8 protein-coding genes are annotated in these 13,507 nt (G+C 71.2%); 4 read left to right on the plus strand and 4 right to left on the minus strand.

Annotated features, from left to right (window positions below; translation table 11 throughout):
• Positions 1 to 89: 89 nt before the first annotated feature.
• Positions 90 to 5,888, minus strand: a complete 5,799-nt coding sequence (locus tag BI335_RS09970; RefSeq protein ID WP_094430667.1) for a fibronectin type III domain-containing protein — start codon at positions 5,886 to 5,888, stop codon at positions 90 to 92.
• A 376-nt stretch (positions 5,889 to 6,264) separates the two neighbouring features.
• Here BI335_RS09970 and BI335_RS09975 point away from each other — a divergent pair, with 376 nt between their 5' ends.
• The 3 genes from BI335_RS09975 (at position 6,265) to BI335_RS09985 (ending at position 8,324) form a co-directional block, all read left to right on the plus strand.
• Complete coding sequence (locus BI335_RS09975; RefSeq protein WP_094430669.1) at positions 6,265 to 6,567, plus strand: hypothetical protein; 303 nt, start codon at positions 6,265 to 6,267, stop codon at positions 6,565 to 6,567.
• A 90-nt stretch (positions 6,568 to 6,657) separates the two neighbouring features.
• Positions 6,658 to 7,269 (plus strand): hypothetical protein, encoded by a 612-nt coding sequence (locus BI335_RS09980; protein WP_094430671.1) that lies wholly within the window; start codon positions 6,658 to 6,660, stop codon positions 7,267 to 7,269.
• Entirely contained in the window at positions 7,260 to 8,324 is a 1,065-nt protein-coding gene (locus tag BI335_RS09985; RefSeq protein ID WP_094430673.1) for a UbiA family prenyltransferase, read from the plus strand. Before BI335_RS09980 ends, BI335_RS09985 begins: the two co-directional genes overlap by 10 nt.
• Here the strand turns inward: BI335_RS09985 and BI335_RS09990 are convergent.
• Positions 8,312 to 10,180, minus strand: a complete 1,869-nt coding sequence (locus tag BI335_RS09990) for an FHA domain-containing protein (RefSeq protein WP_094430675.1) — start codon at positions 10,178 to 10,180, stop codon at positions 8,312 to 8,314. The two genes, BI335_RS09985 and BI335_RS09990, sit on opposite strands and share 13 nt — an antisense overlap.
• A complete protein-coding gene (locus BI335_RS09995) occupies positions 10,177 to 10,938 on the minus strand; it encodes a PP2C family protein-serine/threonine phosphatase (protein WP_094430677.1) in 762 nt (253 codons plus the stop codon). The genes BI335_RS09990 and BI335_RS09995 overlap by 4 nt, the downstream gene beginning before the upstream one ends.
• 75 nt (positions 10,939 to 11,013) lie before the next feature.
• Here BI335_RS09995 and BI335_RS10000 point away from each other — a divergent pair, with 75 nt between their 5' ends.
• Positions 11,014 to 12,015 (plus strand): glucosaminidase domain-containing protein, encoded by a 1,002-nt coding sequence (locus BI335_RS10000; protein WP_172421822.1) that lies wholly within the window; start codon positions 11,014 to 11,016, stop codon positions 12,013 to 12,015.
• Between the two features lie 225 nt (positions 12,016 to 12,240).
• Here the strand turns inward: BI335_RS10000 and BI335_RS10005 are convergent, their stop codons facing one another.
• Positions 12,241 to 13,491 (minus strand): ATP-grasp domain-containing protein, encoded by a 1,251-nt coding sequence (locus BI335_RS10005; RefSeq protein WP_094430682.1) that lies wholly within the window; start codon positions 13,489 to 13,491, stop codon positions 12,241 to 12,243.
• Between the last annotated feature and the right edge of the window lie 16 nt (positions 13,492 to 13,507).

The raw sequence follows: 13,507 nt of genomic DNA on the forward strand, positions 1-13,507 counted from the left end.
GTGCCACCTCTGTTTTCACTGGGTCGGGGTCGGGCGGGGTCCATTCTGGGGTACGCGAGGGCCGGGCGGCATCCCGACTCCTCTCCAGCTCAGCGCGCGGCGGCCTGGCCGGAGCTCACCGGGCCCGTGCCGACCTCGTTGCTGGCCCGGGCCTCGATCCGGTGCACCTCACCCGGCCGGGACGCGATGCTGCGACTGCCGGCGGCGTCCACCTTCTGCCAAGGGCCGTTGTCGATCCGGATCTCGGTCTGGGTGATCGGCCGGCCGTTGGCATTCGCCTTGGTGGAGTCCCAGGACAGCCCGACCCGGCCCTGGTAACCCTGCGCCCCGACCGGTACCTGGCCGGGCGGGCCGGCCGGATTGACCCGGTTGGACACCTCGCTCCACTGGCCGCACTTCTCCCCCGAACAGGCCGCGACGAACAGCTGGTAATTGCGGCCGTTGACCGCCTTGAACGACCAGCCCCGGGTGCCCTCGGCGGCCGAGATCTGGCCCTCGGGATCGTTGTTGACCTTGACCTTCCAGCGGGTGATGTTGCCGCCGTTGGCCTGGGCGCTGAACGGCGCGGCGCGGACCACCCCGTCGCCGGCGGTGAGCTGCGGTTTCGCCGCCTGCCCGGGCGCGCCGTAGGGGGTGAACGGTTCGGTGGCGTTGCTGGGCGGGGAGTCGCCGGCCTTGTTGGTGGCGACGACGGTGAAGCTGTACGCCTGCCCGTTGGTCAGCGTGAACTGCTTGCGGGTGGCCCGGCCGGCGTCGCCGATCTTCTGCCCGTTGGCATAGACCGCATAGTTGGACACCTCGTCGCCGTTGCTGGTGGCCGGGGCCTGCCAACTGATCGTGACCTGCTGGCCGAGCACCCCACCGGAGTCGCTGGCGGTGACATTGCGCGGCGCCGACGGCGGCGCGGCCGGCTTCACCGCCTCCGACCAGGGCGAGAACTCCGAGCCGTTCGGTGCGGAGTTGAACGCCTGCACCCGGAAGCGGTAGCTGGCACCGTTGGTCAGCCCGTCCCAGACCAGTTGGGTGGTCGAGCCGCTGACCTGCCGGGTCTGCAACCCGCTGGGTCCGGTGACCTGCACGACGTAACGGTTCACCGCCGACCCGCGGGTGTTCGCCGCCGCCCAGCTCAGGGTGGCCGACCTGTTGCCGAAGCGGGTGGTCGGCTGGCCCGGCGGATCGGGCCGCACATCCGGGCGTACCACCGCCGAGGCGCCGGAGGCCACCGAGTCGCCGACCTCGTTGCGGGCGGTCACGGTGAAGGTGTAGGCGACGTTGTTGGTCAGCCCGGTGACCGTGCAGGTGGTGGCCCGGCAGTCGGTGGCGCGCTGCTGGCCGTCGGCGGCGGTCGCGGTCAGCCGGTAGCCGGAGATCTTGGCGCCGTTGTCGGCCGGTGCGCTCCAGGTCAGCACCGCGCGCTGGTCGCCGACCTCGCCGGCTCGGGGTACGCCGGGCTTGTTCGGTTTGCCGCGGACGGTCAACCGGACCCGGCCCTCGACGCGGCGGCTCGGGTCCTTGGTGGCGTCCTCGACCTGGTAGCGGACCACCATGGTGCCGACGAAGTCCGCGGCCGGGGTGATCTGCACCTTGTCATCGAGCATCTGCGCCTGGCCGCTGCCGGATTCCACGGTGGCCGCGGTGAGCACCAGCGGGCCGCGGTCGGCGAACGGATTGGCGTCGTTGGCGAGCACCGGCACCGTCACCTGCTGGCCCTGATTGGCGTTCGGCACCACATCGTCGAGGGCCTTGGCGCGCGGCCGGGCCGAGGACACCACGGCGACGGTGATCTCCACCGGGGTGGTGTTTCCGTTGGTGTCCTTCGCCTCGGCACGCAGCCGGGCGGTGGTCCCGGGGGCGGTGGTCAGTTCGGCGCGGGCGGTGACCTTGGTGTTGGTGCTGTCCCCGCTGACCTGGATGCCGTCGGGCACCTCACCGGTGAACTTCGACAGCACCACCTCCTCACCCTCGGGGTCGGTGACCGAGCGGCGCAGGTCGATGGTCTTCGGCTCCTCGCCGGCACCGACGGTGAGCGTCACCGGCTGGGCGATCGGCGGCTGGTTCAGCTCCTGCTTCTGCTGCTCGGCCTGCGGCTTGTCCGGGGCCTTCGGCAGCACGGTGATCGGGATCTGGATCACGGTACGCCGACCCTCGGGATCGGAGGAGTTGCGGCCGTCGGTCACCTCGAAAGCGACCGCGGTGGGGCCGGGTTGGGTGGCCAGCGCGGTGAACCGCAGCTTGCGCAGATCCAGCGGCTGCAATTCGCCGCGGGTGGCCCAGATCCGGTCCTCGGAGGTCAGCGTGACGTCCTTGCCGCCGGTGCCGATCACATATTTCTCCAACGGCAGATCCAGGCTCTCACCGGCGACGACGACCGGGTCGGGCACACCGGGGAGCCGGGCCGGGACCGAGTCGGCGCGGCCGGGGACGGTGATCACGCCGTAGGCGGTGAGCCCGTCGGAGTCGGTGACGCCGTAGCGGATCTGCTGCATCGTCGGCCCGACCGTGACCTGGATCCGGTCGCCGACCACCCGCGGGCGCAGCTCGGCAGGTGCCTGGTCGGCGTCCGGCAGGGAGAGCTGGGCGAGTTTCAGGTCGCCGTCGGGGTCGATGTCGTTGGCGAGCACCGGGACGGCGATCTCGGTCTCCCGGGCGACCGCGGCGGCGGAGACGATGTCGTCGCGGGCGGTCGGCGGGGCGGCCGGGGCGTTCGGGTCGGAGGTGACGACCACGGTGCCGGTGGCGTCGGCGCCGCGGGTGTCGACGACCGCGTACTGGCCCTGGCTGGTACCAGGGGTGGCCGGCACGCTGAGCTCGATCAGGTCTCCGCTCAGCGCGGCGTCCATCTCGCGCGGGAACTGCAAGGCCTGCTCGGCGAACCCGAACCGGTCCCCGTCGGGATCGGAGTCGTTGCCGAGCACCGGCACCCGGACCCGGCGGCCGGGCTTGGCGGTCACCTGGTCCTCCCCGGTGACCGGGGCGGTGTTGGCGGCCCCGCGGGGGACCACTCCGACGCGGATCTCACCGACCGCGCGGGCCCCGCGGGCGTCGGTGACGGCGTAGCTGAAGGAGTCGGTGCCGCGCGAGTCCGGGTACGCCTCGTATTCCAGCCAGCGTTCGCCCACGGTGACCACCCGGCCCAGCTTCGGCCCGGAATCGATGCCGATGAGGCGTACCGCATCGCCCTGCGGATCGATGCCCTGCAAGGGAATCAGGATCCGGCCGGTGGAACCGGCGAGCACCCGGCCCTCCACCGGCCGCGGCTCCGGCGGGGTGTTCTCGACATCGTCGGCGACCACCACGAACCGGACCTGGGCGGAGGCCTCCTGACCCTGCTCGTCGCGGATCCGATAGACCGCACGGTATTCACCGGGCACCTGCGGGGCGATGAAGCGGACGTTCTCCCCATCGGTCCAGGCGACGGCCGGGCTGGGTTGTTCGGGCAGCTCGCGATCGAGGGTGAGCTTCGAGCCGACCGGGGATGTGTCGTTGGCGAGCACCGGGACGCTGACCTGGTCCCCGGCGCGGACGGTGGCCTCGTCACCGGTGGCGATCGGGCGGGTGTCGGTGACCGCCGGGGCGGGCACCACGACCAGCGTGCCGGTGATCTGGGACTGGCCGTCGGAGACGGTGTAGGTGAGGGTGACCGGGCGCTCCGGGGTGTTCTCGGCGCTGATCGTCAGGCCGCGGCGCTGCTGCATCCGCACGGTCAGCTCCGGGCTGGTGCTGACCGACTGCAGCGCGAGCACGTCGCCGTCGGGGTCCTCGTCGTTGGCGAGCGGGTCGACCTCGACGGTGCCGCCGGCGGGCAGCAGGGCGACATCGCGGGCGGCGATCGGTGGCCGGTTCCGGACCGCGGGTTCGGCGACGTCGACGCGGACCAGGCCGGTGGCGCGCGGGCCGTTGGAGATCGTGTAGCCGACGTAGTAGGTGCCGGGGGCGGGGGCGTTGAAGGTGAAGCTGCCGGCGCGGAAGTCGGGGCTGATCCGAGCACCGCGGACCTGGTCCACCGCCGACAGGGTGAGGTTGGCACCCGTGTCGTTGAGCATGGGGCGGATCACCACGTCCTCACCGGCGCTGGCGGAGACGTAGTCACCGTTGGCGACCGGGGCGACGTCGGCGGGCTTGCGGGCGTTCACCACGAGTACGCCGCGGGTGGTCGCCATCCCGTCGGAGATCTCGAGTTCGATCTCCTTGCGGCCGGGCCGGGTGCCGACGTCGGTGTAGGTGAGGGTGCCGTCGGGGGAGAAGGTCACCTCGTCATCACCGGGCGCGGTGGCCTTGACCAGGATCAGGTCGTCGCCGTCCGGGTCGGTCCAGTCCAGCAGGACGCGGCGCTCCTCGCGGCCGCCGAGCGGCACGTCGATCGCTTCGTCGCGGCCCGGCCGCAGCACCGGTGGCCGGTTCGAGGCGGCCTGATCGGCGGGCAGCACCTCCAGGGTGACCCGGGCGGTGGCCCGGCCGCCGCGGCCGTCGGAAATCGTGTAGTCGAAGGACACCTGGCGGGGGGCGTCGGCGGGCAGGGTGACCTGCAGGGTGGTGCCACCGCGGACCAGGGCGAGCTGGCCGACCGGGATCTCCGGTGGGCCGAGCACGGTGAGGATGTCGCCGTCGGGATCGGAATCGTTGTCCAGCACCGGCAGCACCGTGGCCCGGCCGGCGCGGGCGGAGAGCTGGTCGTCGCGGGCGGTCGGTGGCCGGTTCGCGTCACTGCGCTGCGGTGGCACCTGCTGGCTCTGCTCGGTGGTGTTGTCCTTGCCCTCGGTCGGCTTCGGCGGCACCACCTGGTCCCACTCGGAGACCTTCTTCAGGTTCTTGTCCAGCAGCCAGACCGAGCCGTTGCTGGTGTCGTTGAGAACGGCGATGTCGCGGTTGCGGCGCAGCACCAGGCTGTCGGGATCACCGGCGAAGTCCGGCAGCGGGCGTACGCCGGGTTCACCGGTGCCACAGGCCTGCGCGATCTGCACCGGACCGGCGACAAACCCACCGTAGGCACAGCCGCCGGCGACGATCGGCCGGATCGGGGCACCGGCCGAACCGGGGACGAGCTGGAGCACCGAACCGCCGCTGACACCCTGCAGACCGGACCGGGTGGCGTACACCGCGTCGAGGGTGCGCTGTCGCGGGATCAGCCCGGTCTCGGTGATCCGGACGCGTTCGTCGTCGGCGACCGGCGGGGCGAGCAGGGCGGAGTCGGCGTCGGTGATCTGGACCGGGTTGCTGCCCTCGATCCAGAGCTGCCGGGTGGCCTGGTTGAGCACGACGGCGCGGTCGCCGACCGCGGAGAGCTGGACGCCGTCGGTGACCGACAGCGGGAACGGCACCTCGACCGGCTTCTCATCGAGTCCGGGCCGGACCAGTTCGCCGCGTTCCAGGGAGAGGCCGATGGCCTGTCCGGCCGTGGTGACCGTGGCGGTACCGCCGGGGCCGAGGTCGACATCGGAGCGGGACTTGATGGTGTCGACGGCGAAGATGCCCGACAGCGGCCGGGCCCACATCCGGCCGTTGGTGGGGTTGACGATCGCAACGGTCTCGTTGCCGAGGGCGACGGTGGCGTTGGCGGGCACGATCATCGGCGTACCGAGACGGGACTGGGCGGCGTCGATGGCCTGCAGCTGGTTGGCGTCCCGGTCCCGGCTGAGCGCGCTGCGGCCGTCCTGGAGCACGTCGAAGTCGCGGTTCACCATCGACACCGAGGTGGCGAAGCGGTCGATCTCGTGATTCAACCGGCCGATCAGCGCGCGGGCGGAGTTGGTGACCAGCACCGAGCCGTCATTGAGGCGGACCTCGGCGGCGGGCGAGCTGGGCACGATCACCGCGGCGGCCACCAGGACCAGGCCGAGCAGGCCGACGATCAGGGCCGGGAGTCGGCGGAGCCCCGGGCGTACCCGCATGCTCACTCCCCTCGCCCGACTCGGACCGGTATCGGCCGGGCGCAGCGCACCCGACGGCATGCTACGGGGCGGAGGTGGCAGCGGAGCCAACCGTCGAAGCGGTGTGAGTCTGGTCACAACTGGCGGGGAATCGGAACAAATCCCGACTGTCTGCTGAGAACCAGTTGAGAATCTCCCCTACCTGTGTCCCAAGCAGCTCATCGCCACCGAGTTCCGCGATGAGGCCGGCAAGGACGGCACCGTCCCGACCTACCAGCGTCTCTACGACTCCAGCACCACCCTGGATTCGCGCGGCACCCTCTACACCGAGGCCGGCGCGCCGCTGGCGAACCGCACCATTGCGATCTACGACTACAGCACGGGCAAGCGCGGCAAGATGCTCGGCGCCGGCACCACCGACGCCAACGGCAAGTTCGCCTTCTCCGTGCCGCTGCCCTCGGGCTGGAGCGACAACCCGAACTTCAACGTGGAGCTGGCCTACGACGACACCTCCGGCGTCTACGAGTCCGCGGCCCTGTACCTGAAGCCGCAGTCCTCGGGCACCGCGACCCCGACCAAGTCGCCGACCGCGACCAAGACCGCGACCAAGTCGCCGACCAAGGCGCCGTCGACCACCAAGAAGCCGACCGCCCCGCCGACCAAGGACACCACCGGCGGCCTGGCCAAGACCGGCAACTGAGCAGCAACCGCTGATCAAGCGCCCAGCGGCCCCCACCTTTCGTAGGGTGGGGGCCGCTTCGCGTTTCCGGCCGCGATCGAAAGGGCACCGATGGAGTTGCTGCTGATCACCCAGGTCCTGCCGTCGGTGGTGCTGCTCGTCGGCTATCTGCTGCTGGCCCGCAGCACCCGCGCGGCCTGGGAAAGTGCCCGGCAGGTGCTCGTCCGGGACGGGCCGGGCGTCCAGCTGCTGGAGGAGATGCAGCACCGTCGCCGGCGGGCACAGGTGCGGGCGGGGCTGAGCACCGCCGCCATCCTGATCGTCGCACTGATCGCGCTGCCCCTGCTGGCCAGCCTGCTCGCGGCCCGCCAGGACCACGGGGTGCTGACCGTCACCGAGGCGTTCCGCCGCGGCATCGGCGATCTGCCGTTCGTGTTCGTCCTGCTCTACGGATTGTCGATCATCACCGCGCTGCTGGTGACCACGCTGATCGTGGGCGGGCTGTTCGGCCTGCGGGCGGGGCAACGAGTGCTCCGCACCGCCGGCCATCAGGGCCCCGCCGCCGAACTGGGCTCCGGCTGGGGGCGATCGGCGGTCCTGCTGTTCGGTATCGCCGGTGCCGCGCTCTCGCTGTTCTTCGGCGCCGCCGTCTTCGCGCTCGCCTTCAGCTCCGCGGCGAGCTCGATCGCCTGCGCCCAACCGGGAGGCTCGAAATGCTACTGACCCCGGTGACCGGCGCCCGCCGCGAATCCGCACTGACCGCGGCCCTGTCGGGCGTACGCACCGCCGCCGACCTGCTCCGCCAACTGATCCGGCCGAGCACCGCGGTGCTGATCCTCGCCCAAGGCGGGTTCCTGCTCAGCCTGTTCGCGCCGTCCGCGGTCGCGGTGCTGCCGACGGCCGCCGCGATCCTGGCGCTGCTCTGCTGGTACGCCCACGCGGTCGCGGTGAACGACCTGACCGACCTGGACACCGACCGGATCAACTTCGCCGACCATCCGCAGGCCGACCAGCGGCCACTGGTGAACGGCACCGCGACCCGGCGGCAGCTGATCGCGGTGACGATCGTGCTGGCCGCCGGGCTGACGGCGCTGACCGCGCTGGTCTCACCGTGGCTGCTGCTGGCGCTGCCGCCGATGTTGGCGCTCAACTACGGCTATTCGGTACGCCCGGTGCGGCTGACCGGGCGCGGCGGAATCGCCCAGGCGGTGCTGCCGGTGGGTTATGTGCTGGTGCCGGCGACCTATGCCTGGGCGCTGGCCGGCTTCCCGCGACCGACGGGTGCGGCACTGGTGACGATCACCGGGCTGTATGCGATGTTCGCCGGCCGGTTGATGCTCAAGGATCTGCGCGATGTCCGCGGTGACCGGGCCGTCGGCAAACGCACCTTCGTGCTGCGGCACGGGCTGCGCGCGACGCTGCTGATCTCGGCGGCGCTGCTGGGCGTCGGTCTGCTGGTGATGCTGGCCGGGCTGTTCGCGGCCTACCGCTCCGCCTGGCTGCTGATCCCGGTCGCCGCGCTGAGCGCCGCCGCTGCGGCGTGCGGATTGTGGCGGATCACCGGCGAACCGGAGATCCGGCGCCAGCTGCTGTGGGCGGCCATTGTCGGGCGGTCGGCCACCGGTTGGCTCTTCGGCGCGCTGCTGGTCACCGCCGTACCGGGCCTGCCGGTGTGGCAGACCGCGGCGCTGCTCGTGCTCGGCGGCGCGATGTTCACCGTCGGCGGCGCGATCATCGGCGCCGAGCTCGGCCGTGGGGGACCCGATCAGGGGGCGTGATCGACCAGGATCGTCACACCGTCACCGAGGTCGAGGACGCAACCGGGATAGACCGGTACCGGTTCGCCGGGGGTGAGTCGTTCCGGTTCCGGGTGGCCGGGGCGGATCAGCGCGGTGCCGTTGGTGGAGTGCAGATCGGTCGCCAGCAGATCCCAGCCCTCGGGGCTGACCTGGACGTGGGTCCGGGAGATGTCATGGCTGGGGCTGGGCACCGTGAGCAGCCGCGGCAGGCGCTCCCGGGCGACCCGATTGGCCTGCGGGGAACGGCCGATCAGCACGGTCCGGTCGACCTCCACCGGCTGGCCGTGGCTCGGCTTGAGCAACGCCATCACCGGCCGCTGCACCAGATGCTGCGGCCCCTGGACGGGGTTGCCGCAGCGGCGGCAGCGCTGCGCCTCGGGCGGGTTCGGGTGACCCTGGGTGCAGTTCACCGCCAGCACCAGCGACTCCCCGTCGGCGCCGTCACCGCCACCATAGGGATCGGACTGCTGCGGGGGCTGCTGGGGCTGCTGCCCCGGTCCCTGCGGGCCCGGCCGTCCCTGGCCCGGCCCCTGCGGACCGGGCTGCCCGGCGTACTGCTGCTGACCCACGAAACCCTGCGGATAGGGCTGCTGACCACCCTGTTGCTGGCCGCCCGGCTGTTGCTGGGGCGCGAACCCCGGCGGGTAGGGCTGGTTCTGCTGGTTCTGCCCCTGCGGGACGCCGTACGCCGGCTGCCCCGGACCCTGCTGCTGACCGGGCTGCGGATAACCCGGCGGGTACCCGGGCTGCTGGCCACCGGGACCCTGCTGGCCGGGCTGATTGTGCCCCTGCTGGCCGGGCTGGCCCTGGTGACCCTGCGGTCCCTGGCCGCCCTGCGGCGTACCGAACCCCTGCCCGTAGGGTGCCGGGGCCGGCGGCTGCGGAACGTTCGGCGTCGGCGGCGCCGGGGGCGGTTGCTGCCCGGCGAATCCGGCTCCGGCCGCCCCGGCCGCGGCCCCCAGACCGGCAGCGGCCGCACCGGCCGCCAGGCCACCACCCGCACCGGCGGCACCCGCGGTGTCGCGGCCGAATCCCGGTACGGCGTTGATCGCCGGTTTCTCCTCCTGCTGCTGGCCCCGGCCGGCACCCGATCCGACCGCGCTCGAACCGGCCGGCTCGGCGGCGGACGCGGCCGGTGCCGAGTCCGGCTCCATGTCCAGGGTGCGGTCGGCCGACGGTTCCCGGCTGCCGGAGAACAGGCTGGCGACCAGCTGCTCCGGGGACCGGTCCGCGCCATCGCCGACCTCGTCGGTGCTCATCAACTCGGTCTTCGGGCCGCCCTCCTGGGCATCCGACCCGTCCCCGGTCCGCGCGGCGGCGGTTCCACTGACCGCCGGCGCCGGGACGGCCACCTGCGGGCTGCTGACCTTCGCGTCCTCGGTGGCGTCGAGCTGGATCACCGAGGCGGTCACCGCACCGACCACCAGCGGGAGCTGCAGCAGCTCGTCCTGGTCGACCTCCTCCATCGCGATCTGCACCTGGCGGACATCGCCCAGACCGGCCTCGGACCAGGTGCGTACCCCGGCACCGTTGGCGACGACGTCACCGGAGGCCAGGTCGACGACCTTGATCTTGCCGCGGACCAGCGAGCGCAATTGCCCCTCGGCCCAGAAGAAGGCGCCGAAGCTCGGCATCTGGTCGACCCTGAAGGCGGCGAACTTCTCCACCAGATCGTCGATCGAGTCGGCGGCGACCACCACATCCCAGAAACTGTTGACCATGGCGGACGCCCGGGCGGGGGCGGGTTGCATGATCACCAGCGAGGTGGGTCCGCCGAGCACCACCCACCGTCCGGGAGTGTAGGTCGCCCGCCAGAGGCCGATCTGCTCGCTCATCCAAACTCCCGTCCCGATTCCGGTGTGCCATTCGGCTGTGAGTGCACGTCGACAACGATAATCGACACATTGTCACGGGCCCCCGCACCCAACGCCAGCTCCAGCAGCCGACGTACCGCATCCTCGGCCTCGTTCTCGGCGCAGGCGATCGCCGCGACCTCGGCCAGCGGGGCGTCGCGGAGCAGCCCGTCGGAGCAGAGCAGCAGCCGGTCCCCGTTCACCATCGGCACCAGCCAGTAGTCCGGCCGGAACTGGTCCGCCGCACCGATCGCACGGGTGATCACGTGCCGATCCGGATGCCGCTCGGCCTCCTCGGCGGTGATCACCCCGGCCTCGATCAGCTCCTGCACGTGCGAGTGGTCGACGCTCACCTGGGCCAGATGGCGACCGGTGCCGGTGATCCGATAGACGCGGGAGTCGCCGATGTTGAAGATGATCCAGTACGCCACCTCGCCCATCCGCATGCCGATCGCGCCGCAGGCGGTGGTGGCCGAGTCGTGGTGGTCGCGGCGCTGGGCCGCCAGCACCGCCTCGTGCGCCCGGGTCAGGGTCTCGGCGACCAGCTCCGGTGCGACCCCGTGCCGGTCCACCAGCCCGGCGAACTCCTGCACGACCATGCCGCTGGCGATGTCGCCGCGGTTGGAACCGGAGATGCCGTCGGCGACCACGAAGACGGGGCCGGCGGCGAGAATGCTGTCCTCGTTGACCGGCTTCACCATCCCGCGATGGGTGACCGCCGCATAGTCGAGGATGTCCACGCGAGGTGAGTCTAGGGGGCCGACGGCCCGTCGCGGGGCTTTCCGGCTGGTACGCCGCAGGTAGGCTCGGTGCTCGTGCCCCAGACCTCCCCCCGTCGTCGCCCGCGCTGGGGATGTCTGATCGCGCTGCTGGTGGCGCTGACCCTGCTGATCACCGGGGTCGTGCTCGCGCTGAACTGGCGGACCGACCAGCAGACCAGCCTGCGCGCCGGGGACACCGGGCTGCGGGTGACCGCGCTGCAGTACCTGCTCGTCGATGCCGGCAACGACGTCAGCGTCACCGGCAACTTCGCCACCCAGACCACGGCCGCGCTGCGGGCGTACCAGCAGGGCAACGGGTTGCGCGTCGACGGCATCGCCCACGCCGACACGCTGAGCGCACTGGGCCGCGAACCGGTCGGCACCGACGCGCCGTACCAGCGGCGGTTCCGGGTGAAGGCCGCGCAGACGCTGCTCGGGCTGCAGGGTCAGCCGGTACCGGTGCAGGGCGACTTCGACCAGGCCACCGAGCAGGCGGTCCGCGCACTGCAGGACGCGCGCGGACTGACGGTCAGCGGGACCGTCGACCAGGCGACCTGGGAGACCCTGATGACCGGTCCGCGGACCGGCCCGGCGGTCAGCGAGGCCGACCAGTTCTTCGAGGCGCTGGCGCCGCAGGCCCGCGCCACCCAGGCCGAGTTCGGTGTACCGGCGGCGGTCAGCATGGCGCAGTCGGCGCAGGAGACGGGCTATGGGCACTCGGCGCCCGGCAACAACTACTACGGGATCAAGTGTTTCCGGCAGGTACGCTCCCCGGTCAGCTTCGACTGTGCGGACCGGCCGACCACCGAATGGGTGAACGGCAAGCAGGTGCCCGCCACCGAGAGCTTCCGCAGCTATGCCTCGATGGCCGACTCCGCACGGGACTACGGCGCCTTCCTGCGCGCCAACTCCCGCTACGCACCCGCCTTCACCCGCACCAACGACCCGGACGGTTTCGCCCGCGCCCTGCAGGCCGCCGGGTACGCGACCGACCCGGCCTACGCGGATTCCTTGATCAACATCATGCAGGCGCGAAACCTGTACCAGTACGACTAGTTGTCGGCTCGCGCCCGCGCCCCCAATCCCCGCTCATCGAGTAGCGAGCCATGCGGAGCGCAGCGCCCCTCTTACACGTTCATCGAGTAGCGAGCCATGCGGAGCGCAGCGGAGCAATGGCTCGCGTGTCGAGATGAACCCGCACCCCCCTCATCTCGACACGGTCGCCGCGCGACCTACTCGATGAGCGGAGGGAGTCGCTGCGCGACCTACTCGATGAGCGGATCAGCTCGCCGGCCGGGCTTCTTGATCATGGACCCAGGCACTCACCAGACCCCGGAAATGATCAAGGAATTTGGGCCACTCGTGCTCGGGATAGGTGCTGCGTACCGTCTCCACCAGGATCCGGTCGAAACCGGGGCTGGCGAACCAGTCGTGCACGGCTTCGGGCAGGTGGGCCAGGTGCTGGTCGCACCAGGTCCAGTAGCGGTGGGCGTCGAGCTGCGCGTCGGCGAGCTCCAGATAGGCCTCGAGCTTCGCCGAGTAGTCCAGCGCCGGATCGTCGGCGATCTTGAAATAGTCGTCGGTGTGCAGGTCGACGCTGGCCCTCCGCCCGGAGACCAGGCAGTACGCCGACCAGCGCAGCAGCGCCGTCATCGCCCACGGGAAGTAGTAGTGCAGGCTGGTCACCGCCACATCGGGGCAGGCGTTGGCGTAGTCGATCGGGTAGACCTCGTCGCCGGCGACCAGCATCTCCGCGGAGTTGAACTCCCAGCCGAAGAAGGCGTTGACGATCCGGCTGATCGCGGCCACCTCGTGCCCGGCCTTCGCGGACAGGAACTGGTGGTTGACCTGGTACCGCTCGTGCATCGGGTTCTCGGGCCGAAAGTCCATCACCATCGTCTCCGGCCCGATGGACAGCGCCCGGGCGAAGACGTCGTAGTCGACGGTGGCCTGCAGGTGCATCAGCATCTCACCGGAGGCGTCGTACGCCCGGTGCAGGTCGTCGCGGTTGTCGACCCGGGACACCCCGCGCCAGCCGCCGCCGTCGAAGGGCTTCATGTAGAGCGGATAACCAAGATCATCGGCGATCTGATCAAGGTCGAAGGGCAGGTTGTACTTCGCCGAGGTGTAGGCCCAGCGCACGTTGTCGACCGGGTTCTTGTAAGGCACCAGGATCGTCCGCGGCACCTTCAGCCCGAGCCGCAGCATCGCGCAGTAGGCGCTGTGCTTCTCCATCGCCTGGAAGGTGAACGGGCTGTTCAGCAGGTAGGTGCCGTTCATCAGCGATGCCTTCTTCAACCACTCCCGCGGCACGTAGTACCAGTGCGCCAGTCGGTCGATGACCAGATCGGTGCGCACCGGCTGGGTGAGGTCGAAGGGTTCGATGGTGAGCCGCTCGGATTCGATCCGGTGGCGTACGCCGTCCGCGCCGGTCAGCGGGCCGAGCTTGGGCAGCAGCGCCTCGAACGCCTGCGGCCAGTCCTCCTCCGCTCCGAGCAGTAGGCCGATCAGGTGGTGCCGTTCGGTAGTCATCGTTGCCTCCTGGGCC

This window comes from Enemella evansiae, assembly GCF_002250705.1.
Classification (GTDB): domain Bacteria; phylum Actinomycetota; class Actinomycetes; order Propionibacteriales; family Propionibacteriaceae; genus Enemella; species Enemella evansiae.

Bases quoted from the DNA above. Each gene is read 5' to 3' on its own strand.
- BI335_RS09970 (WP_094430667.1), bottom strand. From the start codon at position 5,888: ATGCGGGTACGCCCGGGGCTCCGCCGACTCCCGGCCCTGATCGTCGGC.
- BI335_RS09975 (WP_094430669.1), top strand. From the start codon at position 6,265: ATGCTCGGCGCCGGCACCACCGACGCCAACGGCAAGTTCGCCTTCTCC.
- BI335_RS09980 (WP_094430671.1), top strand. From the start codon at position 6,658: ATGGAGTTGCTGCTGATCACCCAGGTCCTGCCGTCGGTGGTGCTGCTC.
- BI335_RS09985 (WP_094430673.1), top strand. From the start codon at position 7,260: ATGCTACTGACCCCGGTGACCGGCGCCCGCCGCGAATCCGCACTGACC.
- BI335_RS09990 (WP_094430675.1), bottom strand. From the start codon at position 10,180: ATGAGCGAGCAGATCGGCCTCTGGCGGGCGACCTACACTCCCGGACGG.
- BI335_RS10005 (WP_094430682.1), bottom strand. From the start codon at position 13,491: ATGACTACCGAACGGCACCACCTGATCGGCCTACTGCTCGGAGCGGAG.